We start from the raw sequence: 26,144 nt of genomic DNA on the forward strand, positions 1-26,144 counted from the left end.
AGGCCAAAAAGGCTCAATATCGCGACTTCCTAATTGAGGACGCCATCAGTGAATTCTATCGAACGTCGGCTCAACGCCATCGTGAACAACTCTACGATGGCCATCTTTCTGATGAATGATCAGCAGCATTGCATTTTCATGAATCACGCAGCGGAGCATTTGACGGGCTACCGACTGGAAGAGACACTGGATCGGCCACTCCACGATGTCATTCATCATCAAAGGCCCGATGGCAGTCCCTATCCTCTGGATGAATGTCCGATCGACCAGGCCTTTCCAGAACGGGATCGCATGCAGGGGGAAGAGGTGTTCGTCCATAAGGATGGACATTTTTACCCGGTCGCCTTCACGGCCTCGCCAATTGCCGGAGACGATGGCCAGCCGATTGGTACGATCATCGAGGTACGCGATCTGACTGAAGAAAAGGCGCGCGCCGCCGCTTTGAGAGAGAGTGAAAGCCGTTTCCGTAATATGGCCGATCACTCGCCTGTGATGATGTGGGTCACCGATCCGACCGGATATTGCACCCATCTCAACGCCCGCTGGTACGAGTTTACAGGCCAGGCACCCAGCGCTGGCGAAGGCTATGGCTGGCTCGACGCTGTTCATCCAGATGATCGGGCAGCAGCAAAGCAAGCCTATGTGTCGGCAAATGCGGAGCGGCGCGACTACCGCGTCGATTTCCGCCTCCGCAGAGCCGACGGCCTATACCGTTGGACCATCGATGCTGCAGCACCGAGGTTCGGTACGGATGGACAATATCTGGGCTATGTCGGTTCAGTCATCGACATCGATGAGCGTCGCGAAGCCGAAGACAGGCTAGCGCTAAGCGAAGAGCAACTGCGGCTCGCAACAGAAGTGGGCGAGATTGGCCAGTGGGATGTCGACGCTTTTACCGGCGCCATGTTCTGGCCGCCGCGTGTCAAGGCGATGTTCGGCATTTCGCCCGATGTGCCGGTGACGTTGGACGACTTCTACAATGGCGTTCACCCGGAAGATCAGGTGAAAACGCGGGGGGCTTATGAAGCGGCGAGCGATCCGCTTTTGCGTGCATTATATGACGTTGAGTACAGGACGGTGGGCAAGGAGGATGGCATCATTCGCTGGGTCGCGGCAAAAGGGCGCGGCCTGTTCAATGCCGATGGGGTATGTTTCCGGGTTATAGGCACTGCCATCGACATCACGTCCCGTAAGGCGGCCGAAATACGACTGCGGGAGTTAAATGAACGGCTCGAGCAGGAAGTCACCGAGAAGACCGCCGAGCGCAACCGCGTGTGGGAGCTGAGCCGGGATCTGTTTGCGATCATCGGCTTCGATGGCCAACTCAAGGCGATCAATCCGGCTTGGGAAAAGACGCTCGGGCGTGACGTCGCAACATTGCTGGCCATGCCTTTCCGTGAGCAGGTCCATCCCGACGACCGTCAAGCGGTTGAGGCACTGATGGGGCGATTAGGCAGCGGCGAAACGGTCGAGCGCTTTGAGGACCGGGTGCGTCATGCCAACGGATCTTGGCGTTGGATTTCCTGGACGTTAGTGCCAGACGGCGACCTGTTTTACGCTGTGGGCCGCGATGTGACGCAGGAAAAGGAAGCTGTTGATGAGCTTGAGCGCGCGCAGGAAGCACTGCGGCAAAGCCAGAAAATGGAGGCAATGGGCCAGTTGACTGGCGGCGTTGCACATGATTTCAACAACCTGCTTACGCCGATTGTCGGCAGCCTTGACCTTCTTCAGCGCAAGGGCGTCGGAAATGAGCGCGAGCAGCGGCTTATAGCGGGCGCAATTCAGTCGGCCGAACGTGCCAGGACACTCGTTCAGCGCCTGCTCGCTTTTGCACGGCGCCAGCCACTGCAACCGATTGCGGTCGATGTTGGCCAGCTTGTGGCGGGCATGGCCGAGCTTCTTGCCAGCACGACCGGCCCCCAGGTTCGGGTCGTAGTTGAAGTGGCTGACGACCTGCCGCCGGCTAAGGCCGATCCCAACCAACTGGAAATGGCGCTCCTTAATCTCGGCGTTAATGCGCGGGATGCCATGCCAGAAGGGGGAACTCTTCGGATCTCCGCAACGGGTGCAAGTGTCCGTACGATGGGAGGCACCCTGAAACGGGGCCATTACATTAAGCTATCCGTCGCCGACACTGGTATGGGGATGGACGAAGCGACCCTGATCCGTTCTGTTGAGCCCTTCTTTTCTACGAAAGGAATCGGCAAAGGCACGGGTCTTGGGCTGTCCATGGCCCATGGTTTGGCAGCGCAGCTTGGCGGTGCCCTGACGATTCAGAGCAAGGCGGGCGTGGGCACCAACGTCGAACTGTGGCTTCCCATCAGCGAGACGAGCGTTGGGATTGACGAGGTTTCCACCAATCCCGGATTTGAGGACAAAGCCAGTGGCGTGGCATTACTTGTCGACGATGAGGAGGTGGTCAGAGCAAGTACGGCCGACATGCTCGAAGAGTTTGGCTACGAGGTGCATGAAGCGGATTCTGGCGAGGCGGCTCTTAGGCTCATAGCCGCTGGCCTGGCACCGGATTTGCTCGTCACCGATCATTTGATGCCAGGCATGACCGGAGTGGACCTCGCGCGCACGCTACGGGAGTCTCTACCCCAGCTGCCAGTGCTGATAGTCTCTGGTTATGCCGAGGTGGAAGGAATTGCTATAGACCTGCCGAGGCTGGCAAAGCCTTTTAGACGAACGGAACTATCGTCAAGAATAGCTGCAATATTGTCAGAGAACAAAAAATAGATTTCATTACGAAAAATGAACGTATGTGCCCGATCACTTAAACAGTTTGGAGAACCGCCAACAAAATGGATCCTGATGTCGACCATTGGTCGCCATTCAGCTAAAGATTTTTCATCTCTAGGTGTGGTCCGTCCGGTATCCCAAGTTAGCCTTAGAAGGGAGCAACGGAGGAATGGCGTGTCAGCACTTCTCCCAAAGTCCCTATTTGCGGTGGTTGCCACTCCGCTAACGCCGTATCGGACCGCGATTTGAAGTGTCAGCGTGCTGCGAAGCGACTGTATAGGATTGATAGGCCGTTGAGCGAGCCGTCCGCCAGCGGAAAGAGCTGCGTCGGCGTCTGCTGTAACTTCGGCTTGAACTTGCCGTGTCCTTCAAACGCAGCGCGGAAAAGTGGTCCCAGTTGTGCCGTCACGATCTGGTCGAACACCGAACCGCATAGATAGATGCCATCGAACGCTGTGAAGGTGAGGACGACTTCCGCCACGTAGCGCCCCAGCAATGTCGCGAACGTGTCGAGCAATTCGCGCGCCTCTAGCCGCCGATGGAGCATCTGGCCGTCCATCAGATCGAACAGGATGCGCTCGTATGAAGCATCGCCATGCCGTGTGACACACGCCTTGGCCATCTGCCAATCATCCTCGCTGATGATAGCAAAGGGCGTGTGTCCGGCTTCGCTGGAAATAACGGTGCTGCGGCCATCGGACCTGTCCACGCAAGCCGCGCCCAGCCCGCCGCGCCATGCGGACGCGATCGCGTGCCGTCCCTCCTGCGCCGACGCGATGTCAGCCGATAACCCGAACGCGACACCCTTCGGGCGTTCGGCCGTGGCCCATGCGATTGCGGCCACATCGTTGACAACCATCGGCTCGCTGGCCGTCACGGCCCTTAGGCAGCGGCCAAATTTCGTTCCTCAGATGCGGACGGTCCGGTTCTGCCGGCTGTCGACCAAGATACGTCGTTCGCTGATCGAGCGTTGAACGCCAGCACCCACTAAAACCTACCATTCGCTTTGCGCGAACTTGTCTGGCAGCAACTCGCCGTAAAAGTGTTAGTGCGGAAGGCGAGCTCGCGCCTCTGGCGGATAGAGAATCCGCAGCTATTATGGAGCGATCAAATACAACCTATCCATGGGCTATCGGGGGCGGTTCGGGAGTGTCGACTAACAACAAGGAGGAGAAGGACTACTTTCTGACCTCCGCATTCTGGCAGAACGGGCAGGCACTTGGCTTTCCGATCCAGTTCGATCTGGTCCTCAAGCATCTCCGGCAGGACATGCGCGACGACTGGTATTTCGATTGTCTGCAATACGACGATTTGTTCAATGATCCCGAGGAGGCGAAGCGGATCATCATCGCGATGGTCCAAGAGTGGAACGGCGTGTACGCTGGAACCCGCAGCGTCGTTCGCAATATCCCCAAGAAGGGCTTCGGCGAACGTTATGGACTGGAAACCGATTTCTTCGACCGGTTTGTCTACCAGTCAATCTGCAGCTTCTTGATACCATACTATGACAAGCTGCTCGGCCATCGGGTGCTCAGCTACCGATACGAGCCCAATCCGCAGAACAGGAAGTATCTCTTCAAAAACAAGATCAACCGCTGGTTTACGTTCGAAGGCGTCACGCTGACCTTCGTCCGCTCTGGCAAGTTCCTGCTGGTCACCGACCTCAGCAACTTCTTCGAGAATATCGCGCGCGAGCAGATCGTTGCAGGGCTCGAGAAAGCGATTCCGGAAATCGAGGCGACCGGGTCGGAGAAGCTGCAGATAAGGAATGCGATCGCCACCCTCGACAGGATTCTTGAACGGTGGACATTCAGCGGAAGCCATGGCCTGCCACAGAACCGGGACGCTTCATCGTTCCTCTCCAACATGCTCCTGTCCAGCGTCGATAGAGCGATGGCGGCAAAGGGGTATGACTATTACCGCTACGTCGACGACATCAGGGTCATCGCCGATAGCGAGGTCCACGCCCGACGTGCCCTGCAGGACCTCATCCGCCTCCTCCGGACGGTGGGTCTGAACATCAACGCGAACAAGACGGCCATCCTGTCCCCCGAGACGTCGCAGGAGGATCTGGCCGAATTCTTTTCGTCACAGGACAGCACGACGACCGCGATCAACCAGATGTGGCAGTCGCGGAGCCGGCGGATCGTCACGCGGTCCGTAACCTACATCTTCGATATCCTTGCCAAGTGCATCGAAGCCGGAGAGACGCAGTCACGGTCTTTCAGGTTCGCGGTCAACCGTGTCGCTCAGATTGTGGAATCCGGCCTATTCGACGTGAGTGACGCCCTCTCTACCTCGCTCCTCGATACACTCTCGACGTCACTCTCGGACCATGCCGTAACGACGGATCAATACTGCCGGCTCATATCAATCCTGGATCGCGAAGGGAGGTGCCTGCCCGCACTGGAGGCGTTCCTGTTGGCCGAAGACGGCGCCATCCACGATTGGCAGAACTACAATATCTGGCTGCTTCTCGGCATGCGCAAACACCGATCCAACGGCCTCGTCGCTCTTGCCGACCGCAAACTCCGGGAGGACATGAAGTCAGGAGAGGCGGCAGCCATCCTCATCTGGCTGCGATGTGTCGGCGAGAAGGACCTGATCGAGAGAAGCATAGACGGCTTCGAAGGCCTTCCATATCAGAACGCCCGGTATCTGCTCATTTCGTCTGCAGTGCTGGACGACGACAAGCTGCGTCCGCTCTATGGAAAGGTGCCGACAGGACTGAAGGCGACTAGGGCCCGGGCGGGCCGTTACGACAACGAGGAGGGCTTGCCCTTCGCTGTCCGTGAGCGGCCGGACATCCTGAACCTCGTGGACGAGATCAGCGAATATGATTGATTTCGTTTCCAAGCTGCTCATCTTCATCAAAGACTTCACCGGCAGAGGTGCCGACTGCTTCTATTGGTTCGTCCATGATCGGCTCGTGGAGACTAACCCTGCCGAGATCGTCGCCTATCCCGGTCCGGTGGTCTGTCACGACTTCTGGATGATCCGCGACCTGCTTTACGACATGACTGGCGACCTTCCAGCAGTCGTGCTGGACATCGACGAATTGCGGATTTCGATCGGGGGCAATCCCGACGACCGGCTCAATCGCGAGAAGTTCGACATAAGCGTCCATCTCGGCCCTTGCGGAGCATCCGAGGAGGTCTGCTCGGCATACAAAAGGATGTTCAATCGGGGTATCCCGTTCGATGCCGAAATCGCCACGAATGCGGTGGGAGCGATCGCTAGGCTCTACCTGACACTCTGCGCTCAGGCGGCCGCGAAGGGCGAAACGGAGCGCTTTTTCAGCGTTGAGATGCCCGTCTACCGTCTGCTCCAGAAGGCAATGTCTGCGGGAATAGCGATCCAAGGGGCGGATCTGTCGGCCAAGCGCCGCGAGGCTGAGTACGACTACTTTTACTGTCTAAAAAACTATTCAGCCAAGCACGATATGCCACTCGAGACCCCGTCACGGACATCAATCGAGCGGAAACTTTACGCCTTGGGGTTCGAGTTCGAAGGCGTTTCCACGAGATACGTCCTGGAGTTTGTGCCCCATCCCGACGATTTCGGAGCCGATACCCTCGCCCTTGAGGAGTTCGACGCCGCCAAGCGTGTGCTCTCCTCCCTGACCTTGGCTGGCGGGCGCACGCGCCCCATCGTGGACGTCTTCGGGTCTCGCACGTCGCGCATACTCCTGCGCAACCCGCCGCTCCAGAGCATGTCCAAGAAGTATAGGTCCATCGTCAGCGCTCGCGAAGGCGCGGAGCTGAGCTACGTGGACTTCGATCAGTTCGAAGTTGGGATCATGGCTGCCCTATCGGGCGACCAGCAACTCGCCGCGCTCTACGCGGCTGGGGACATGTACGAACTGTTCGCGGGGAGGCATCTCGGGCTCACAGGCAATCGGAAGGCCGCCAAGCAGCTCTTTCTGTCATATGCCTACGGGATGAGCCGCAAGGCCTTGGTGGACGCCGCCGTCGAATTGGGAGCCCAGCGCGATAAGGCTAAGGGCGCCTTTCGGGTCTTCGCCCGATACGAGGAGTGGAAGAAGGAGGTTTGCGCGGAATTCCAGCGCACGGGACGGATCGCTACCGAGATGGGCAATCACTATGTCCGGAACAACTCGGGAGCGCTCACGGGCAAGGAGCGGCGTTCCGCGGTCAGCCAGGTCGTTCAGGGCACGGGATCGCTGATCTTCAAGAAGGCGCTCCTCGAAGTGGATAGCCTTATGGACGTCACCATTCTGCTTCCGATGCACGACGCGCTGTTGTTCGAGCACCGTCTCTCCGATACGCCATCGAAGGTTATCGCTGCATTCGAGCGCGTGATGACGGAAACCCTGGGAAACCGGATCGCCGGAAAGGCGTCGGTCGGGGACTTCGCACCCGCCTGAGCACATGCTTCGACCAACGCCGATACCCGCTGGCCCTTCCGGAATATCGGCCGGGGCCTTGAGAAACTCGACCGCCATCAATGCTGGATAAGGGAGCAGACATCATGACTGATCCGACGATGGAGGCGCTCGCCGCCCAGCTCGAGGCGAGCGGTGACTACCGGGTACTTCGCCGGCTAACGGTGCCCGCCGTCGGCTTCGTGCCGATGCCACACATGAAGCGGGCCGTGTTCCTTGACGTCGAGACCACAGGACTGGATCCGAACGAGGACGAGATCATCGAACTCGCGATGGTGCCTTTCTGGTATGAGGATTCGGGCCGCATAGCCGGGGTCGAGATCGGAGGATCCGCCCTTCGCCAGCCGCAGAAGTCGATCCCCACCGATGTGACACGGCTGACCGGCATCACGCCTGATATGGTGGCGGGCAAGACGATCGACTTCGCGGCGGCCGCCCGGTTCGCCGGGGAAAGCTTTATCGTCGCGCACAATGCAGGGTTCGATCGGCGGTTCGTCGAGCGGTTCTGTCCACAGATGGTGAACAACCGGTGGGCCTGCTCCCTCTCTGAGATCCCTTGGGCGGCCCATGGTTTTGAGAGCGCTAAGCTCAGCATGATCGGACAAGCACACGGTTTCTACTACGATGGTCACCGCGCCATGAACGACTGCTACGCAGGCATCGAGATATTGAGCCGCGGCGTCCCGGTGGGAGGGCCAGAAAGCGCGATGAAGGTGCTCCTGTCATCGGCCAACTCGCGCAGCTGGCGGTGTTGGGCCGATGGAGCGCCATTCGAGAAGAAGGATCTGCTCAAGAACCGCGGCTATCGGTGGGCCGATGGCAGCGACGGTAGGCCCAAGGCTTGGTGGATCGATCTCGATGAAGCGGGCTTCCACCCGGAGATGGCCTATCTGCGAAGCGATATCTATGGCTGGTCCGCCCAAATCCGCATCTGCGAGCTGAATGCGCGGAACCGGTACAGCGATCGCCTGAATATAATGCCCTACGCCATACCGGCAGGTTAAGTCCCCCGGGCTGGTCGGCAGACACGAGGCAGCAGGTCGCGCCAGACTTGCGGCGGCACCGGCAAGCGATGTGCACGGCAAGCGGTCAGCACAATCGGCCAATGGCCGAGCTTCACCGCCGTGAGTTGGTCATAATGCTTGTTGGTCTTCGCCTCGGCGAGGATGAAATCGAGCGCGTCGCGCGTGCCCTCGGTCACTGGAATGCCGGCTAGCGCCGCCCCGTGACTGTCGCGGTTGAGATAAAGATTGTCCTCGCTGTCCTCGTCGGGAAACCAGGTCTGGAACGTGCAATGTGCAAGGGCGTCCTCGCTGAACTTTGCGATCTCGTCGAACAGCGTCTGCTCGCCTCTCGCCGCCGCCCAAATTGCCAGTAGCGGATAGAGGATGCTGCCCTCGGTAGAAGCGGTGCGATACGCGTCGCTGCGCTCGGACGGATGATCGACCAGGTCCCAATAGGAGCGGCTGGTGATCGGGTAACGGCCATGCGCTTTGAACGCGAACATCGAGTGCTTGGCGAGTTCCTCGGCCCATTGATCGATCGCGCCATGTGCGCCGGGCCGGCAGGCGAGCAGGGTGAAGGCGAGACCGATGTCGATCGCCTGCCAGTCGCCGATCGGCGAGAGCAGCGCGCGATTGTTGCTGACGATCGCCATCATCGCCTCGATCAGCCGGTCGATCTGGTTGACGGTCGCTCGGGTGGTGTCGCTGATGAGAGCCGGGAGCGTATTGAGATAGTCGTTGGTGAGCATGACCGGGCCCGTCGCCGGCGAAAGCTGCCACACCAGCCACAGCCCACGCAGCGCCAGCCGACCGATGAGATCGAACAACTTGAGGTTGATGTCGAGCGCGGCGTGGCTTTCGACTGCGGTCGAGATCGCATGACGGATCTCGGCCGCCGGCAGGATCTTGTCCTCGAACAGCGCATCCCAGATCGTGAAATGGAGCTCGGCCAGTTCGTTCAGGATGAGGCTGGCGGCCTCGCCTGATTTCGAGGTCCTGGCGATGTCGGTCTTGAGCAGCTGCCACACCTCGAGCAAGGCCAACTCGCTGGCCCGATAGGGCGCCTCGACATTGTCGGCCTCGCGCGCCCAGACAAACATGATCCACAGACAGATGTTGATCAGCCGCGCCTGGCTGAGCCGGCCTGCGGGCGTCGCACCGGCCTGGTCGGCTATGGCGCGCAAAAGCCTCTGGAAGTGGTCGAGCGCGATGTCGGGTTCCTCGACCATCGCCACGGCCTTGCGCAAATGACTGCGTTGCGGTGCTGGGAGCAGCTCCTCGCGCAAGATACCATCGAGAATGACCTGCGCCAGGCGATCGCCGTTCCACTCCTCGAAGCTGATCCTGGGTGTGGTGTTGCGGGTCATATAGCCCGTCACCTCGGCGCGGACCTGCTCATCGATCGCACCGCCGAAGGTCAGGCAGACCGCGATCGGGAGGTTCGCATATTCGGGCGGGATGCGGCTCGCGATATAATGATCGAGGATTTCGTCGAGCGACGGTCTGAGACTTTGCGGGCTTGCCGTATTCCATTCGTTGCGGTCGAGGTCGCCCGACTTGACCGAGAAAAGATGCACGCGCCGGACGCCGTCCTGGCCAGGGCCGACCGCGGCGACATCGACGCCATATTGGCGCGTGCCGCGCGCCGGCCGCGAATAGACCGTGAAGCCCAGCTCCGTTAGCAGGTCGGGCAGAACCGCGTCGAGTTCGTCGCGCTCCTTCAGCGACGCCACATACTCGCGGATGACGAGCTTCATGGCGCGGTCTTCATCGCGCGAAACACCCCCAGCATATAGTCGAGGTCGAACGGTTCGAGGATGTCCAGGCGCGGCGATTCGATGCTATGGCTGAAGCTGTGCATCTTCGTCTCGCTGCGCTGCTGCTTGCCACCCATTCCCTTGAAATAGCTGATTGAACGCGTCCCGTAGAGCAGCACTTGGCGCGTCGCGAGTGAGGCGAGGATCGAGGTCTTCTCCGATGCCTTATAGGCCTGGCGCATCGACTCATGCTGGCGATGGTTCTCGATCAGGCGCTCGCGCTCCGATGGCCGCAGTTCCTTGATCCGGCCGGGCTTGCGCAACCCGTCGATATAGGCTTCGAGCCGCGTGACGAGATCGTTGAGGACGGCTTGTGATGGATGACCCAGAACCCCGGCCTGTTCGGCGATCCAGTCGCCGACCGACCCCGAGAAGTTGATCAGCAGCGGATCGAACAGCAGTTCGGCGATCGTGCGCTGCGCAGCGTCGCCGGCGCCGTCGAGCAGGCCGACCACCAGCGACGCGGCAGTGACCGGATGGACGAACAGCCAGCCGATCGCCCGGTGGGCAAGCAGCAGCCGCTCGGGGTCGTCGAGGCTGGCGGCTGCGGAGCCAGGATCGAGGATGAGCGGCGCATCGCCATGATGATTGCCGACCAGCGCCATGGTAGCGCGGCCAAGATTGGGGTCGCACGCCAGCAGCCAGGTGATGATGGTTTGAGCGAGCTCGTGGGGCGGCAATTGCAGCAGATGATAGTTTAGGCTGCCGAGCGGCTCGAGGGAGGTCAGCTCCTCATGCTGTGAGAGCAACGGCGTAATCAGCGCCAGCGCTTCATCGAGGCGGTTCTTGTCGGCGAGCTTGCCCGCCGTCGCGCCGATGTCGCGGATCGTGCCGCGATTGCCGATCGGAACACGGTGCATGATCGCGGTCAGAGGCTTTACGATTGCCGGCGGCAGCTCGTCGGCATGGAACATCAGTTCGAGCGACAGCTGGTGGATCGCATGGTCGCCGGTGCGTTCGATATTGGCGTCGATCAGCGCCACAGCCTTTGTGTGGGTGTCGGGATGAGCCTTGGCGATCTCGCAGATCGCCGCGAGGATATGGCCGAGGCTGTTGTCGTCGGCGCCGGCGGTATTGGAGGCGAGCGCGTCGGTAGCGCGAGTACGGCGGTCGGGATCGGTAAGATCAAACGTGCCGATCGCCTTGGCCGCGGCCGACCACGCCGGACCCGCATTGCCGCCGACATAAAGGATCGCGCGGTCGAGCGCCGCATCGGGCTCGGTCTTGGCCAGAGCCTGCAACGCCAGGAAGACATAGGCGCTGTCGTCACCATCCTCGGGGTTGATTGTCTCGAACGTGTCGCGAGCGCGGCTGCCCTGTTCGGCCCAGGTCCGATAGCCGCCATTGGCCATGCCCGAGGCGAGATCCTCGCCGGCGCGCGTCGACAGGGCTTTGACGGCGGCGAGCATGTCCGGGACGCTGGCGTCGAGCGCCGGGATCAGCTCGCTATAGACGTGCATCACCGTGAAGAAGTCGTGCTGGTTGATCGGTGATGTCGCGATCTGCCGCGCGGGTTCCAGCACATCGATCGTGCCGTCATTGTGGAGTTTGGTCAGGGTCGCGCGGAAAGCCCTGCCGAGCTCGTCGGTGCGGTGACGGCGCAGCCGCTCGACGAACAGCTCGGGCAGCGTGCCCGCATTCGCTGCTGCGATGATGTCGTCCCGGTTGCTCAATCGTCCCCCTTCGGCGGACGCTTGGGTCGGTCCGCGGTCCTTATATAGGCGAAGGTTGGTGTGAGTTCATCCATTCGGCATGCGGCTATCGTACTCTGTCAATCCCGCGGCGTGGCGTGACGTCGAAGTGCTGCTATCAATGCAGCCCCTGCCAACATAACCTGCGCAACGGCGTTCAAAAAGTCCGGATTCAACAATTCCATTTCGCTCTCCCATGTTAAGCGGTGGGAGCGTGAAAGCATGGATTTGATCACAGTGACCTTGGCGTTCGTGACACGAAAGCCAGGCTATTGTGACGTGCCGTCCGTATTGCAATTAGGCCGTTCGCGCTTCAACTGCGACACGAAATTACGGATTCGGTCGACGCCAGGGGGCTGGAGATTGCGACGGCGCGCCAATTTGCGAGCGTAGCCTGCGATGTTCGGGCCGATTTCGCCAGCTGCGAAATCGGCCCGAACCTGCGTCATCCAAGGTTTCTCCCGTTTCGACCGCGCCAAACGGCTCTGCTCGGCGAAGCGGGCCCGGCCCATAACGAGGAATTCCTCATTCTCTCGCCAGATCTCCCATTCCCGCGTGACGGCTCCGAGCTGCATCGCCAGCTGGAGCGCCGCATCCGGATTGGATCGAATTGCCTCACAGAGCCGCACGACGCGAAAAGCATACGCGGCGTCGGTCTCGGGGCCATCAAAGTCGGCAACCTCCTCAGGCGTGTAATAATCCCACTCGCCGACATCGAACGGCTGTGGGCCTGGCGCTGGTGGAGGCTCGGGAAGAAAATCGATGGTACCGTCTTCGGCGACATCGAATGCCTCGCACGAAACGGCCTCGTCGAAAAACTTCGCTGCCGCGTCGCCGCCTTCGATCAGCTCGGCAGGAAGAAGCATTTGGTCTGCGAAATACTCCAGTTCCTCCGTATAGGCCTCGGCTCCCAGCACCTCCCGCGCAAGCGAGAGCGCCTCTTCGCGATCATAGGACCTGGCATGGGCTATGAGATTGTCAATGTTGGCCTGGCGCCATTCCGCCTCGCCCTGGGCTAGGAGTTCACGTGCGATCTCCTCGAGCATTTCAAGCGGCAACGCGCTGAAGCGGATCGGCAGGGGGCGTGTGATCGTCCAATGCTCTTTCTTCCGCTTTCCCTTGCGGCGGATCGACAAGCTTCGCCGTTCGAATAGCCTCGGGCCGAGGGCACTCTGCTCATCGCCCAGACGGATAAATTGAGGCTCCGAAACCTCAGCCTTTATGTCGTTTTTAGCGATCGCCACTTCGATCGACTGCCACCAGGAAATTTGGAACGCGAGGGCCGCAGCCTGCGCTTGCTCGAACGCATTTCCGGATGGGGCCTCCCGTTTCACCATTTCTTATGCCGCCTTTCCAATCTATCGGCCTGCTCTCGCACTTCGCTTCCGATGGCCCCGCGCACGCGGAGCTACGATAGTCCTCCGCACGAAATCACGATAGTCGAGCTGCTCATACTGAACCATTTCGGCAAGGCTCGTTACATAGTGCGCCCACTCAGGGTCGCGAAGCGGCGGATGCTCTTCCTCTGGCCAGCGGCCGGGCTTGGGCAGTGTGGTCCGGACGAAAGGAAGATTGAGGCTGACTTTCGAAGGCTGACGTCCGATGCCCAACCGGACACGCTTCTCCAGATGATCGTCGCGAACCACTGTATCGGTCAGCATAATTCGCTCGGTCTCGCGCTTCGTTTTCCAGTGCCGGCATCTCTCATAGAGCTCATCCACATCTGTCTCCGGTGAGACGTAGAGATTTTTGTCAGCGGCCTCCCATTGCAGGTCGTTGATCCGCATCGCGTCGGCAGGATTGACCAACCGGGCGATGCTGCCCGCCGGACTGCCAACGGCATAGGCAACATCGTCGTAGAAGAGGATCGCTCGCCACGGCCCGATCGGCACCAGAATCTGCAGGCCGACATTGGCATAGCCGTCGGCGGGCGCTCTCGTGCCGTAATAGAGATGATTATGAAAGATAACGGGTGCATCGGAGATGAAGAATGCCCGGCCGCTTACATTCTCAATCAGCTTATATTTGAGATCATAGAGAAGCGGCATGCCTAGATGGGCTGCCAGAAGCGACTCCGCTACGGCATCGTTTCTGGAAATCTTCACGAGATGAAGATTCTCGACCATCTCGTGATCGGCGTACTGGTGCCGCAGCATGGCTTTGATATATTTGTCCGTGCGTTCATTCATTTCCGCGACGGCCGCCTGGGTCCGCTCATGCTGCAGCGACACGAATGTCAAAAGACCATGATGTGCGCCGCCAAACCGTGGCGGCAGCCGGTCATGCCACAGGATTTGATCCAGAAGGCGTGCTGCCCGGCTTTCGATGGTGCCGAACGTGTGTTCCACTTGGCCGTCACGATCGTAGAACCATGCCTTGGAGGCCTGATCACGGATACTTGCTATTGGGATAAAGCGCTCGGCTGCGATGTTAAAGACCCCGATCGATGCGCCGTCGCCATTGCCGAACAGCTTCAAATACATCTTTGGAACGAAGTGCTGATTCTTGTTCGCGGGCATGGACCAGATCTAGCGGCTGAGCGGGACAGAGCGGTAGCCGTTCTATGGTGTCGATGGCGGAAAAAGCTGATCGATCTTCCGGGCGCATGCTTCGAGCATATCCAAGGCCATGCCGGGCGAATGGATTTCCGACGTCCCATGCGCCAAGACGTTGCGCATGTGAATGATCGCCTCGATCGGATCCATCCACGCACCGGACGCAACGTCCGCCGGTGGCAGAATGCCCGCTTTGCGGGCGCGATCGACCAAATTGCGTAGCGTCTCCTTGCCTTTCACGGAGTTGCCGGCAAGGCGATATTTCAACGCGAGTTCGAAGGCAGCGAACGCCTGCGCCTCCCCGACCACCAGCAAGTCATAGGCGAAATAGGCATAGAGCAGGGTGTTGCGGGCGCGATCGAACACGGTTCGGACCTCCGGTGGAACCACGTTCAGCAGATTGACGTTCGCGATCGCTCGATGATGCTCGGCAAGGTCCACCGCGCGGACGCCACGCTCGTCGCTTACGACAAGCGTGGCGAAACGAGGATCCGCCGTAAGGAGCTGGTCTGGTTTCTTGAAGGTCATGATGCTTGGCCATCATTGCTGGGACGACCCGGCGTTGCGTCAAGGCCACGCACCGCCACCGTTATTGGCCCCGTCGCGTTGGAGGTGATGGTCTCGGCTTGCCTTTGAAGTTCGGTGATCAAATCGGAAAACGAGATCCGACGACGCTTGGCCTTATCCTTCCAAAAGCGGATTTCGCGATGATGGCTGATCACCAGGATACCGTGTCGCCGGTTTGCCGGGAGAAGATATTGCTCGGCGAGCTGTACGGCGAGCGCCGCTCTGAGCGCGGCCAATGACCAGCCCATGTCGCCATGCTTGACCTCGATCGCGAGTTGGTTGGTCGAGCTGCTTGACGACAAGATGATGTCGGGCCGGTCGTCGTGCACGACCTGCGCCTCGCGATGCGCATGAAATCGACCATCGCTGCGAAGGTTGAGCGCGTCGCCGAGCCATTCCTGCACTGCGGCCTCGTTTTCCGCCGTGCCGACCACCGCCCGTGAAGACATGTCGTTTTCGCCGAAGCTCGCTTCGATCGCATCTAGCAGATCGAGTGCGACTCCCATCAGATCGGCACCGTTGGCGATCGGTGCAAGCATCTTGTCCTCAAAGGCTTTCAATCTCGCGGCCGGCCATACTGGTCGTTCGGAGTTCCGCTCAGCCATCTCATAAGCGAGCTCGCGCAGGCGATGTGCGCTTCTTCCAACCGCCGGCTGCTTCGACAACCATAGCATCTGCTGATGTGCGTCGGAGCCTTGTATCGCGAGCAAGGCGCTAAGTGCCGACCCGCCTGCTTCGTCGAAGCGATCTCGAACCGAATCATCCGTATCGCCTTGGGGAGCCGGGCCCCGGTCCCGCTCCCGATAGGCCTCGAGAATGATCTGCGCGAGCGTGGCCGGAGCAAGTTCATTCAGCTTGCCCACGATTCCCCGATGCCGGCCGAACAGTCGGGCCAGAAGATTATAGGCGCGCGATTTGTGCCGACGCCGACGTTCGGTTGCGAGAATGTCCAGCAGCCGATCGGCCGCCAATTGCTGATCGAGCAGGAACAGGATCGCCAAGCAACTGACAAGCGCTTCCCATTGGTCATGACGACGATATCCGGACAAGCGGCGATCAAACAGGCAGCTCAGCGACTGCTGCTCGACGCCGGACAAATTAAGCCGCGCGAGAATTCTTGCGGCAACGTCGATCATGGTAGCCGAACCGCCTTTGCCGCCGCGGATCAGCCTGAGTAGAACCGCCCGAAGCGCAGGTGGGATCGGCAACCCGTGAGCGGCCTGTTCCAACAATGGCCGCCAGTCGGTGCCCTGCGCCCACTCGCGCTCTATCTGGCTAACGACAGGGGGGGCTGCGATCTCAGGATGATGTTCGAGTAGGCCGCCCAGCCAAGGTTGGGTGCCTTGGTCGTCCAGGCAGGCATGAAGAGCGGCAATCTGGGCATCGGCTGCGGACAAGTTCTTTGCCCAATCGACATCTTCCGAAGCCTCGAGGCGAAGCGCCGCTTCGCTGAGGATAATCGCATATTTCACCGTGCGCGAGCCATCGGTCTTGGTCTTGGGCCGCTCGGGTTTCGTCACGCGCCACAAGATCTTCATGCCATCGCGATAGGCTTGGGCAACGTCGTCCCCGAACGCATCGGACAGACGCTGCCAGCTGCGGGCCCCTTCGCTTCTGCCGCTCTTGGCCCGCTTCGCGAGCCAATCGGACAAGCGCAACAAGTCCAGCGGACCTGGCCAGCGCTTTAACTTCTCCGGGTCGCGCAAGGGTTCAGGGTCGGCGATCAGGCGATCGCGCAGGTCGCGCCAGAACTGATCCTCACGCGCCTTTCGCTCACTGGCCTGCTGCGCATAGAAATCGTTCTTCTCGCGCATCCGCTTGCGCTCGTCGCTCTCCACATAGGGCGCGCGCGCTTCGGCAAGTTGTTCGGTGAGGGCATCGTCAGTCGAGACGAGCGTAGCGAGCCGATCAAGCGCCTCTTCCGGTGTGTCCGTGGCGCGTGCCAGCTCGATCAACGCGCTCAGTGCGACACGGCGCTCGTCCGGGTGATCGCGATGCAGGCCATCCTCGAGCCAGGGAGTATCCGTCGTCATCAGTGACCAAAGATCTCGATTACCGACCGAGACGCGCCTCCATGAGCGCAGGGGTTTTCCGTCCTTCGCTTCCTCTTCGATAGCATAGGCCACATCGGCCCAGAACAACGCCTGCCGCAGCGACGGCCTTGCGGCGATAAGATCCGACAGCGCGGGATCGTCCTCGTCGTCACGCTCCCAACCAGCCCTTTCCACCGCCATCAGCAAGCGGATCAGGGGTGGCCCATAGTCGTTCTGATCGGAGTCGATGACAGCGCGCCGTGCGATGGGCGCGAGCCGCTCGGCAAGCCTTCGATAGCGGCGCGACAGTGACGGCCAATCATCCAATGGCGGCTCGAAGGGAAGCTTGGCAAGTCCGGCGATCAGCGCTTCACGATCCGCGAAGCTGGCGCAGGCATCGAACAACAGGACCAGTTCCTCCTTGAAGCCGTCGCTATGATATTCGCGGCCCGGCTTGCTTTTCGCTATGAGGGTGAGAAGACCATCGACCGACAGATGTTTGGGAAAGAGCTCGACGGCGAGTGACGGAGCAAGCTCCGGCCCTAGTTGATCAGCTTGAGCAGTGACATCGGCAGCGACGGCTTCAAGACCCGTGTCGTCGTTCAAGCGGCGCAGCACGCGAGTCGCTACGATCCGGTGATATGGCCGTGTGACCGGCTCGAGAGCGGCCGCCCGCGCCATGTCCAGACACCCGCTGATTTCGCCCTCTTCGATAAGGCGCAGCATCTCGAAGCGAAAATGCTCGCGGGGATTGGCAGCCGCAGCCGCATTGATCGCCGGAGCAAGCGCCTGTTCGACGAACATCCACAATGATTGATGATCGATGCGCGAATAGGCCAAGTCACCACTAGCGTCGCGTTCGGCGAAAGTGGCCAGCAAGTGTTGCTTCTCCTCAAGGCTCAGTGCTCCCGGGTCGCCATGCTCCAGTAGCACCAACGGCTCGCGATCGAGAATATGTCGCCGCAGGGTGGGGCGCCAAAGCGCCAACCAAGCGGCGGTCGCACGTAGCGACGGCGGGATCGTCTGGATCCCGAGCGCGTCGGCCAAAAAGATGCGGTGCAACTCGGGATCGTTCAGCCGATTACCCATTCGCTTAAACCAGCATGCAGCCAGATACTCTTGGGCCGAGCGATGGTAGAATCGGACAAGACCAAAGGTGGCGGGGACGAAAAGGCCGCGCTCGAGCAATCGTTCGATCTCCCCAGCCGGCCAATCGCCCAGCACTTGCCGCGGATCGATCGCTTCTTGCTCATCCGGCAGTTGTCCGGGCAGACTGAGATTCATGGAGCGGCCAAGAACCAGCGCTGCCGCAAGCCGTTCCGCCCCAGCGCGAATCTGCTCGTCGGACAGACTCGACAAGGTCCGACGCGCATCGCCGCGCTCGACTAGGCGCTCGGCGATACCGAGATCGAGCATCTCGGACAGGCTCCCGAACTTGCGATACTTCTGCCAATAGCTGGCTAAAATCTGCAGATCGCCGGGCCGCTCGGCAAGCTGTTGCAAGCCCCGCGCGTAGAGCTCCTTTTCGAAACTCCCGACGTCGGTGACGCTTGCTGCGGTCAAGAACGTCTTACGCTGAACGTCCGATAGCTTGGTGAGCGCTACAACCGTGATGTCTAGAATTTCGCGGACTTTTGGAGCCTGGAAAGTTGCGGTTTCCGGGATTCTGAGTAACGCCTCGTCCGGATCCACCGCGGCCGACTTTTCCGGGGTTGACGGTGGCACCCGCAGGGTCCTTCGTACCAGATCCAGATCGGCCTTGCCCGTCCAGATGCTTCCTCGGCAGGACAGCAATATGCGAGCGCGATCATAGGACTGGCCGAGTTCTCGTGCTAAGCGATTGAGCGCTTGTTCGACACCCTTATGATTCAGCCGCGCCTCATCGACAGAATCGAGAAAGAACCATGCCGGCGCGCTGCCTTGATGCCAGCTCGCCAGTCGATCTGCGTCTTCGCGCCCGAGCGACCCGTCCAAACCATAGCTTGCCAGTGATTCGACCGTTACGTAGAATGCATTGCGCTTTTCCTGGCGCAGTACATCCACCCGGGCGCGGAATTCGGCGCTCTTTCCGGCTGACGCCTCGGCGAGAACCACCACCCTGGGGCGTTCGAGCAGGTCATCCCAGCCTAGCCCACCGGCGTACCCGCGGCCCACTCCCTGCCACGCTTCGGCGGAGAAAGGCTGATCTGGCTCGATCGAGCTAAACCGGCGATGAAGGTCAACGTAAGGCAAGTCGATATTCCCCGTTACTCAAGCGACAACTGGCCGATCATGCCGCAAAACGGATTTCTATCTCAGCCTTTGTATTAAGCTATGCCCTAGCGTGTCGGATCGCGACTATTCGTCATTACAGCAGGCGCCCCAACCAATCTTATTGCTGGCACAGCCGGATTAAAGGCAACGCGATTTACGATGACGCCACTGACGTCAGCACCGCTAAGCCGGGAACGTCGGCTATCCCCTGATGGTTGCTCCAAAGCCGACAGTCGCGAAAGTCCCATCTTTGGTCATTCCGCTGTGGAATTCTTTGCGCAGAAATACCGTCCGACAGCGTCAATGGGCCGCCTTTTCTCTCAGTTTTGCGATATGGGCTGTGCATATGGAATGTGTCATTTGGCCCAGAACCTCTACTCTCTCAGCCAGCCAGTTCAGTTCTTCTGAATCGATCTGATAATGCTTGGAATAGCGCGCTTTCACATAGGCATCCTTGAGCTTCTGGAACATCGCCCGATCCTTGCGGGAGTTCCTTGGCCATATATCAAACAACTTAGGGTGCCTGCTCTCAGCCTGCGCGCGAAGAAAGGCAATATTGTGGTCGTAGGGCGTGTAGAAGGTGAGTGTAAGTAGAATAGCTTGATAGAGACGCTCAGCGGTCTGGTGGAGATCAAATGCCGCCTTTCTGACGAATGACTTTTCGACACCAAACTTCGCGACCTCGAATGCTTGCATCGCTTCAGAAAAATAATCGTCGAAATAGTCCTGCGCCGCAGTCGCTGCTTCCGACGGTGTCTTGGGCTTGGGCTTGGCCAGTTCGCGGTCGTCTGCTTCATAGAGGGCGATGCCTTGTTCGGCGATTTCCATGAAGAAGACCCGGCCATGGCTGAGACCCTGGTTCACCTGCTGAAGCGAATGGACGATGAAATGCACTGGCGTATTGATACGCTTCTCGATCAGATAGGCGTCGATCAGGCGCTGCTCTGCGACCGACCAATAGGCAGCGACATCGGCGAGTTCCTTCTGGTTGACGATGACCAGGATATCCATGTCGGATTTATACTGATTGGCATCGAAGGGCGCATCGACCCAATCACCCCGGGCATAGGAGCCGAACAGGATGATCTTGAGGATGCGGGCCGACTTTTTGCGGCCCGTCGCATTCTCGGTCGCCTCCCGAAACTCGGCGAACAAGATGCGCACAACCTCTTCGAGCTCTCGCTGCTTGGCTGCTGGCAGGTGGTCAAGGTTGGTACGCATCACTGATGTCCAATGAGGTGGATCGCGTCCTTGCCCCCGGCCACCCCCTTGGGCGTGAGGCGGCGATCAAAAGTCGCGAGCTTGCCCCCGTTGGCGACCGCAAGGGCAAGGAGATAGGTGTCGGTCACCTGCGCTGACGTCAGGATCTGGCTTGCATCGACATGGTCTGCGGTCAGCAGGCTGATATCGTCCGGCCAAAAACTGTGCCCAGGAAGCCTGCACATCTGGGCCATGATCGTCGCGACCTCGGCCGGAGAACCCGGCGTTGCGGGATAGCGGACATTGCCGACGATCCGGATCACGCCGTTTTCGGTGATAGGGCAAGTCGCCCAAGATTTGCTGCCTTCCGCTTCGAACCAGCGGTGCGCCGCTTCATGGCCGACATGGTTGGGGTCGATCAGTGCGACAAGAATGTTGACGTCCAGAAGATAAGTCATGGCGCCTCATCACGCAGGGCGTTGACGATATCCTGCGTCACCACAACCCCAAGCTTGGTCGGCAAGAGACTGATCCCGTTCCGCGTGCGCGTCGCTTCGGGCGCACGGAGCGCCTTGCGAGCGAGATCCGACAGGACGCGCCCGATCGAACTATGCTGATGATCGGCGATCGCGCGCGCCGCCGCCATGACATCATCATCGATCACTAGGGTCGTCCGCATCGCATCATCCTTACGCATTAAGCATCACGCATCATATGGCATCTGGATCATCGACGCAACGATGGACGAATGCGGCGGCCGCCGCGCGAGCCCCATCCATGATATGGTCTAAGGCGTCCTTGATAGGCGGTGCCAGCCGCACCGTGATCCGTCGCTTGTCGCGCGGGTCGGGACGGCGCGTCAATATCCTCCGTCCGGCCAAATTGGCGGTCCACCGATGCGCGCTCGAATGGGGAATATTGGCGACCGTACAGAGGGCGGACTGATAGACCGCAAAACCTTCCAGCTCGGCCTGGTACAAATGGAGCAGCATGTCCCAGTTGGGATTGGTGCACAGGTGACTGCCCAAGCTCTTTTCGATCAGACGACGTTCCTCGATCAGCGCCCGGCACGTCTCCAGCCGCTTATGCTGCCGTCTCGCAGCGGCTCCTTCCACATCGTCGTCCTCGTGTCGCATTTTTTCCCCTGTCGATGCATGCGAATATCTATCCCTGTTTTTGTTCATCCGGTGATCGGCGCCGACAATTCGCCAGAGCGAAAAGCGTCGATCAGCGTGTGCTGCTCGGGGGCCAGCATGTCGATCGCGCCGGCATGCTGTTCCGGGTCGCGCAACAGCGATGAAGGACAGCGCCCCTCATAGTTGCCAAGATTAGGCCGATGAATGCGGTAGCCCAGCAAATCTGTCAGATCGGCATCGAAGGTGCGGGCGACTTCCGGCGGGTAGGCCAGCCACTGCAGTTCATAAGGTTTAAGCCACCCCAGTGTGTAACTGATGATCATGCCGCGGCGGGGCACCAGAGAACGATTGGCGCCGCCGGCATGCAGCGTGGAGCCCAAGAACAGGAGCGCCGCGCCTGGTTCCATCTCGGCGATGATGGATTCGTGCGGATCGATCAGAACCTCACTGCAGCGCCGGTGGCTGCCCGGCCAGACATGGGTTGTGCCATTTTCCTGCGTGTAGGGCGTGAACGGCCACATTACATTGACCAGAAACTCGACCCCGAGGGCCGGATCGACCAGGCGGCTGCATGGCCACATATCCTGGTCGCGATGTGGCACCTGCTTTCGCGAACCGGGCATCAGCTCAATCGCCTGCGTAAGGTTGAGCGAGAAATGATCACACCAGGGACCCAGCGCCTTCTGCACGATATCGAGGATCATGGGGTGCTGGACGAAATCCCTTGTCCGGCCTGACCGCCTGAGCAGACTGCCAAAGCGTTTCGTATCGTCGCCGTAAAATGGCCCCGCCGCAAGCGGGGTGGCGCTAAAGTCGTCGGCGAGGTCGTTTGCCAGGGCTGTAACTTCGCACAGTGATATGGCCTGCGGGATGATGCAATAGCCCTGGTCGAGCAGCAGATCGGCGTGAAACTCTGCACATGGAATGTCGGGTAAATGTGCCATGGTCGTTTCTCCTATGCGGCGGCAGCCGCGGCGAATTGAACGGGGGCAGGGCGCCACACGCCGGCGGCTTGCATCAACGCGGGCGTGTCTTCCGAGATGATGATCTGCATCGCACCCAGCATGCCGCAGGCCAGCGTCCTTGGAAGACCTAGCGGACGGCATTCCCACCCGAAGGACAAGATCTGGCTGAACCAAGGCATGTCGGCCACGCAGCAATAGCTCTCGATGCCTTCCTTGAGCGCGAAGCTCGCCGCCATCGTCACAAGATGATCGCGGACCTGGCGGCGCTCGGCCGCGCGCAAATCGCGAGACAGGCAGAAGCGCGATATCTCCCATATCGTCGGGCTCGCGGGCGGTGCCCGGTCGCACAGTTCAGGGAAGATATCGCCAAGAAGGTTGGGGCCGCTGGTGGGCAGAAGCCGCATCGATCCCAGATGGGTGCCGTCGCGCTCGGCGGCGATCAGATAGATGGTCGATGGACCATCGAACTGATCGATTTCATAACGTCCGGCCAGGACGGGGATGTCCCAGCGGAGCAGATCGATGAAGACGCGCTTGCGCGCCTCATACATAGATCGAAGAACGGTGTGTTCCTGGAGGCTCCCGCCTCGAATGATTTGCATCATATCGGCTCCCTTGTCCTGTTGGCAAGTCAGCGTCGCGCAACAGGGACGAAGGAACAATTCCTCCAAAAAGAGGGATGGCGGGGAGCGGGGGAGCGAAGATAGTGCCGCACGCAAAGCGTGCGGCTTTGGGAAATCTACCTTCTGATATTGAGGGCGCGGTAGCAAATCTGTCCGTCGAACAGGGCGCGCACGACCAGCTCGGTTCGCTTGTAGACATCATATTTGCGCATGGCATCCTCAATATATTGGCGGACCGTGTTCGGTGAAATATTGAGGATGCCCCCAATTTCGGCATTGCCCTTGCCGCATCCCACCAGGGCAATGCAGTCAAGCTCCCTCTGACTGAGCGCGGGAATGTCGGGCGTTTTCGTCCCAGGTGCCCATCGCGCACGCTGCAGACGGCGCGCCGCTTCAAACGCAAACATGCCGATGACTTGAGCCGCCCCGAACAGGTCGGCGGTGGGCCTGACCGTCTCGCGTCCTGCGAACGAACAGCTTCCCCTATATTCGCCGGCCGCCTGCACCGGGATGGTCAAGCCCTCGCGCAAACCGAATGGCTTGGCCTCTTCCAGGATGTGGCGTTGTCGCTTCGTCATCCTGATCATGGCGGGTATGACGCTCCACAGGAAGGCCGTTACTGTTTTAGTGCTGGCTGCATGCACGGGGTCATCGACATAATAATTGCGTAGCAGGGATCGCTCTATCCAGCCTTCAGGGTAGCTGGTGATGACCATCGTGTCGTGGGGCGGACCGATTAGATCCACATGATTGACGAGGGCGAATTGGTCGAAACCCAACGATGGCGTTGCCTCGCCGAGCAGCGCCTTGAGCGCAAATTCGTCCTTAACTTCCCTGCAGTCGTCTACAAAGGTTGCAAGACGCGGTGACATATACATGACTTTCTCCTCATATGGGTTGGCCTGTCGGCGACACTGTCCAAATTGACGACGCGATCCTGTCGCATTGGTCCGCTCACTGCCGGGCTGCTGCCCATCCCGGCCATGGAGGAGAGCCGGGGTCACTTTGCTCAGCGGAACGGGAGTAGAGTAACAGCGGCGACGTCAGTGCCAAGTCGGTTTGAAACCGAAATGTTTTCCATAAAATTTGTCATCGAAGGCGTGGCTTGGACGCAACATCCTTTCGGCAGGAAGCGCGCTTCAACGGGGCCGCCCGCCCCGATACACAAGGCACGGTGCTGCGATTTGGGTGATGGGTCTGGGCAACGATTTTCGCGATGATGCCAGGTCGGCATTCTCATCACTGATGGACCGCCTATCTTGGCGGCTCCGACTTCTTGCCAGGAATTTTTTAGGTAGTAGCGGGGGCTCGAGGGCGGCAATGGCTGCTGCGCCACCAAGTTGGATAGAGAACTGCAGCAGCCCTCGCAGCTCCCGTTCCGTCATGTCTCCACAGACAGGTGCCGGACTACAGCAGAATAGCGCGATCGCAGGAAGATGCGCGTAGAAGGCGCATCTTCCTGTATCCTTTCGGCACGGGGCGCTGGGTGTGCGGGATAGGGGTGCTGTGCTGCCTTGGGGCACGCAAGGACCAATGTCATATATTCTTTCCTTGAGTGGATCGAACGCGCCGGTGACGGCGCGGTTGCGCTCGAAGCTAGATCGTCCGGCAACAGGCACGCCAAATGAGACAGCCTGAACCGGCGACGGCCCGATCTCGTCGTTGAGCGGCGAGTCGGACGACCGCCCCTGATCCTTATTTCCGCCCTTTTTAGGCTGCGCCACAAAGTCGCGATGCTGGTCAGCACCGCCGCGATCCCGAGAAGAAATGATCCGTCGATTATCATCATTGCCGACTCCTTTCCTGCTCGATATGTTCGCTATATGTTCTCATGTAGGAAAGAGGGATTTTGCGATGTGCGTTTCGATCACTCCAATTCCAGATAGCGTACGCCTGCGGGTCTCCGGCGATGTCGAGACGGTGCTGACGGTGCCCTATGACGAAGATGAGCGGTTTCTGGTGGGTCTGAGCGACGGCACTTTGCTCATGGGCTATTATGATGAAGGCATGCAGTGTCGATGGGAGGTAGCACGCGACGGCGCTGGCATTGTCCGATTCGAAGGCAATGCTGCCCGAGTCGAATGGCTGACTGTCGCGACGTTCGACGCGAATGTGGTGGAGCCCGGCCTGCCGCCAGCCGTACCGTTGTTTCCCGAGCTTGATCGTTGGGCGGCTTGACAGCAGGCCAGCTCAAGGATCAGCTGGCCTGATCCAGATTCTCTGAGTCCGTGCGCAATGTCCCATTGCTACTGATGATCGGGAAGTTCAGCGATGGCGCTCGCAAGCCGTGATGGGGAGGAAGGCGGGTTCCCCATATCCGCCATAGACGTCGCTCATCAGCCAGGCGCGTTCAGCGTCGCGGTCCAGCTCTACGATGCTCTTCCACCAGAAACGCATGGTGGCATCCCAGCGATATCCGCGAGATTTCAGCCGGTCCTTGGAATCGAAAGGCGCGTCGATGGCGTTCACCCGGTAGGTCTGCTGTTCCGAGCAGGCGATCAGCTTTGGCAGGATCGTCTCTCCGTCCGGCAGGCCGTGAGAGAGCAAGTACAGAAGCGCCAGGATGTCATTCTCGGCCCTGTGCCCTTCATAAAACCAGCCGCATTGCGAAACGAGATGGGCAAGGGCCCGCCCCTCGAATCCGAGCCCAAGCCAATCCAGCTCCGCCATCGAGCAGGCCCAGGGCTTGCCAGCGATGGCAGGCAGGCGACGATCCACGAATGGTCTGTCGAAGGCGGCATTGTGCGCGACGATGATGTCGGCGGAGGAGAGAATGTCGATAGCGACCGGTTCGTCGATCTGCTGCTCCGCAACGTCCGCATCAGTGAGACCGGTCAGGCTGGTGATTTTCGGATCGATCGGTATGCCGGGATCTTCGCGCCAGACCCGGGGCACCCCGACCTGGATGATGCGCCCGCGTTCATCGAACCGGAAACGTTGGATAGCCAGTTCGATGATCCGGTCAGTCTCTCGATCGAGCCCGGTCGTCTCCACGTCGATCGCAACCCCGATACGGCTGGAGGCCGCAGGACTTGCTGCATGGAAATGCGTGATGGGGCCTAGGCGCCGCTGCACCCGATAATCTGGATGCGTGCTCAACAGGCGGGCCGCCTGCGCGTGGCGATCGTTTGCAGTGTCATTCATCTGGTGGGC

General features: G+C 59.9%; 20 protein-coding genes. 5 read left to right on the forward strand and 15 right to left on the reverse strand.

All coding sequences use genetic code 11. The features are described from left to right. Positions 1-48: 48 nt before the first annotated feature. Positions 49-2,739 (forward strand): hybrid sensor histidine kinase/response regulator, encoded by a 2,691-nt coding sequence (locus J2W40_RS13020; protein ID WP_310225434.1) that lies wholly within the window; start codon positions 49-51, stop codon positions 2,737-2,739. A 256-nt stretch (positions 2,740-2,995) separates the two neighbouring features. Here J2W40_RS13020 and J2W40_RS13025 read toward each other — a convergent pair whose 3' ends face one another. Next, positions 2,996-3,619: a glucokinase gene (locus tag J2W40_RS13025; RefSeq protein WP_310225436.1), complete on the reverse strand. Its 624-nt coding sequence runs from the start codon at positions 3,617-3,619 to the stop codon at positions 2,996-2,998. Between the two features lie 272 nt (positions 3,620-3,891). Between J2W40_RS13025 and J2W40_RS13030 the strand changes: the two genes are divergently transcribed. From J2W40_RS13030 to J2W40_RS13040, 3 genes are all read left to right on the forward strand, one after another. Then, positions 3,892-5,586, forward strand: coding sequence for an RNA-directed DNA polymerase (locus J2W40_RS13030; protein ID WP_310225439.1), 1,695 nt, complete (start codon positions 3,892-3,894; stop codon positions 5,584-5,586). Beyond that, a complete protein-coding gene (locus tag J2W40_RS13035) occupies positions 5,579-7,129 on the forward strand; it encodes a DNA polymerase (protein WP_310225441.1) in 1,551 nt (516 codons plus the stop codon). Before J2W40_RS13030 ends, J2W40_RS13035 begins: the two co-directional genes overlap by 8 nt. A gap of 104 nt (positions 7,130-7,233) precedes the next feature. Next, the gene (locus tag J2W40_RS13040; RefSeq protein ID WP_310225442.1) at positions 7,234-8,151 is read left to right on the forward strand and encodes a 3'-5' exonuclease; all 918 of its coding nucleotides are present in this window, start codon (positions 7,234-7,236) and stop codon (positions 8,149-8,151) included. On the opposite strand, the gene J2W40_RS13045 is transcribed toward J2W40_RS13040, so the two are convergent. The 13 genes from J2W40_RS13045 to J2W40_RS13105 all read right to left on the reverse strand — a co-directional run bounded on the left by J2W40_RS13045 (position 8,148) and on the right by J2W40_RS13105 (position 23,869). Next, on the reverse strand, positions 8,148-9,908 hold the full coding sequence (locus tag J2W40_RS13045; RefSeq protein WP_310225444.1) for a hypothetical protein: 1,761 nt from the start codon (positions 9,906-9,908) through the stop codon (positions 8,148-8,150). The genes J2W40_RS13040 and J2W40_RS13045 overlap by 4 nt on opposite strands. Then, positions 9,905-11,641: a hypothetical protein gene (locus J2W40_RS13050; RefSeq protein WP_310225446.1), complete on the reverse strand. Its 1,737-nt coding sequence runs from the start codon at positions 11,639-11,641 to the stop codon at positions 9,905-9,907. Before J2W40_RS13050 ends, J2W40_RS13045 begins: the two co-directional genes overlap by 4 nt. Before the next feature lie 287 nt (positions 11,642-11,928). Continuing rightward, positions 11,929-12,996, reverse strand: a complete 1,068-nt coding sequence (locus tag J2W40_RS13055) for a hypothetical protein (protein WP_310225450.1) — start codon at positions 12,994-12,996, stop codon at positions 11,929-11,931. A 21-nt stretch (positions 12,997-13,017) separates the two neighbouring features. Further along, the gene (locus J2W40_RS13060; protein ID WP_310225452.1) at positions 13,018-14,178 is read right to left on the reverse strand and encodes a DUF4238 domain-containing protein; all 1,161 of its coding nucleotides are present in this window, start codon (positions 14,176-14,178) and stop codon (positions 13,018-13,020) included. A 42-nt stretch (positions 14,179-14,220) separates the two neighbouring features. Next, a complete protein-coding gene (locus J2W40_RS13065; protein ID WP_310225454.1) occupies positions 14,221-14,742 on the reverse strand; it encodes a hypothetical protein in 522 nt (173 codons plus the stop codon). After that, positions 14,739-19,046, reverse strand: coding sequence for a hypothetical protein (locus tag J2W40_RS13070; protein ID WP_310225456.1), 4,308 nt, complete (start codon positions 19,044-19,046; stop codon positions 14,739-14,741). Before J2W40_RS13070 ends, J2W40_RS13065 begins: the two co-directional genes overlap by 4 nt. A gap of 321 nt (positions 19,047-19,367) precedes the next feature. Next, the gene (locus tag J2W40_RS13075; RefSeq protein ID WP_310225459.1) at positions 19,368-20,288 is read right to left on the reverse strand and encodes a nucleotidyltransferase and HEPN domain-containing protein; all 921 of its coding nucleotides are present in this window, start codon (positions 20,286-20,288) and stop codon (positions 19,368-19,370) included. Then, positions 20,288-20,725: a TA system VapC family ribonuclease toxin gene (locus tag J2W40_RS13080; protein ID WP_310225462.1), complete on the reverse strand. Its 438-nt coding sequence runs from the start codon at positions 20,723-20,725 to the stop codon at positions 20,288-20,290. The genes J2W40_RS13075 and J2W40_RS13080 overlap by 1 nt, the downstream gene beginning before the upstream one ends. Then, entirely contained in the window at positions 20,722-20,946 is a 225-nt protein-coding gene (locus tag J2W40_RS13085; RefSeq protein WP_310225465.1) for a hypothetical protein, read from the reverse strand. Before J2W40_RS13085 ends, J2W40_RS13080 begins: the two co-directional genes overlap by 4 nt. 31 nt (positions 20,947-20,977) lie before the next feature. Next, the gene (locus J2W40_RS13090) at positions 20,978-21,403 is read right to left on the reverse strand and encodes a MarR family transcriptional regulator (RefSeq protein WP_310225468.1); all 426 of its coding nucleotides are present in this window, start codon (positions 21,401-21,403) and stop codon (positions 20,978-20,980) included. A gap of 44 nt (positions 21,404-21,447) precedes the next feature. After that, positions 21,448-22,347, reverse strand: a complete 900-nt coding sequence (locus J2W40_RS13095) for a phytanoyl-CoA dioxygenase family protein (RefSeq protein WP_310225470.1) — start codon at positions 22,345-22,347, stop codon at positions 21,448-21,450. An 11-nt stretch (positions 22,348-22,358) separates the two neighbouring features. Next, on the reverse strand, positions 22,359-22,973 hold the full coding sequence (locus J2W40_RS13100; RefSeq protein WP_310225473.1) for an acyl-homoserine-lactone synthase: 615 nt from the start codon (positions 22,971-22,973) through the stop codon (positions 22,359-22,361). A 134-nt stretch (positions 22,974-23,107) separates the two neighbouring features. Beyond that, on the reverse strand, positions 23,108-23,869 hold the full coding sequence (locus J2W40_RS13105; RefSeq protein ID WP_310225475.1) for a LuxR family transcriptional regulator: 762 nt from the start codon (positions 23,867-23,869) through the stop codon (positions 23,108-23,110). Positions 23,870-24,845: 976 nt separating this feature from the next. On the opposite strand from J2W40_RS13105, the gene J2W40_RS13110 reads away from it, so the two are divergent. Further along, positions 24,846-25,169, forward strand: a complete 324-nt coding sequence (locus J2W40_RS13110; RefSeq protein WP_310225477.1) for a hypothetical protein — start codon at positions 24,846-24,848, stop codon at positions 25,167-25,169. An 87-nt stretch (positions 25,170-25,256) separates the two neighbouring features. Here the strand turns inward: J2W40_RS13110 and J2W40_RS13115 are convergent, their stop codons facing one another. Next, complete coding sequence (locus tag J2W40_RS13115) at positions 25,257-26,135, reverse strand: 3'-5' exonuclease (RefSeq protein ID WP_310225480.1); 879 nt, start codon at positions 26,133-26,135, stop codon at positions 25,257-25,259. Positions 26,136-26,144 lie beyond the last annotated feature (9 nt).

Origin of the sequence: Sphingobium xenophagum, from assembly GCF_031457465.1 — a bacterium.
Lineage (GTDB): Bacteria > Pseudomonadota > Alphaproteobacteria > Sphingomonadales > Sphingomonadaceae > Sphingobium > Sphingobium xenophagum_A.

Bases quoted from the DNA above. Each gene is read 5' to 3' on its own strand.
- J2W40_RS13035 (WP_310225441.1), top strand. From the start codon at position 5,579: ATGATTGATTTCGTTTCCAAGCTGCTCATCTTCATCAAAGACTTCACC.
- J2W40_RS13040 (WP_310225442.1), top strand. From the start codon at position 7,234: ATGACTGATCCGACGATGGAGGCGCTCGCCGCCCAGCTCGAGGCGAGC.
- J2W40_RS13045 (WP_310225444.1), bottom strand. From the start codon at position 9,908: ATGAAGCTCGTCATCCGCGAGTATGTGGCGTCGCTGAAGGAGCGCGAC.
- J2W40_RS13055 (WP_310225450.1), bottom strand. From the start codon at position 12,996: ATGGTGAAACGGGAGGCCCCATCCGGAAATGCGTTCGAGCAAGCGCAG.
- J2W40_RS13060 (WP_310225452.1), bottom strand. From the start codon at position 14,178: ATGCCCGCGAACAAGAATCAGCACTTCGTTCCAAAGATGTATTTGAAG.
- J2W40_RS13065 (WP_310225454.1), bottom strand. From the start codon at position 14,742: ATGACCTTCAAGAAACCAGACCAGCTCCTTACGGCGGATCCTCGTTTC.
- J2W40_RS13075 (WP_310225459.1), bottom strand. From the start codon at position 20,288: ATGCGTACCAACCTTGACCACCTGCCAGCAGCCAAGCAGCGAGAGCTC.
- J2W40_RS13080 (WP_310225462.1), bottom strand. From the start codon at position 20,725: ATGACTTATCTTCTGGACGTCAACATTCTTGTCGCACTGATCGACCCC.
- J2W40_RS13085 (WP_310225465.1), bottom strand. From the start codon at position 20,946: ATGCGGACGACCCTAGTGATCGATGATGATGTCATGGCGGCGGCGCGC.
- J2W40_RS13090 (WP_310225468.1), bottom strand. From the start codon at position 21,403: ATGCGACACGAGGACGACGATGTGGAAGGAGCCGCTGCGAGACGGCAG.
- J2W40_RS13095 (WP_310225470.1), bottom strand. From the start codon at position 22,347: ATGGCACATTTACCCGACATTCCATGTGCAGAGTTTCACGCCGATCTG.
- J2W40_RS13100 (WP_310225473.1), bottom strand. From the start codon at position 22,973: ATGATGCAAATCATTCGAGGCGGGAGCCTCCAGGAACACACCGTTCTT.
- J2W40_RS13105 (WP_310225475.1), bottom strand. From the start codon at position 23,869: ATGTATATGTCACCGCGTCTTGCAACCTTTGTAGACGACTGCAGGGAA.
- J2W40_RS13110 (WP_310225477.1), top strand. From the start codon at position 24,846: ATGTGCGTTTCGATCACTCCAATTCCAGATAGCGTACGCCTGCGGGTC.
- J2W40_RS13115 (WP_310225480.1), bottom strand. From the start codon at position 26,135: ATGAATGACACTGCAAACGATCGCCACGCGCAGGCGGCCCGCCTGTTG.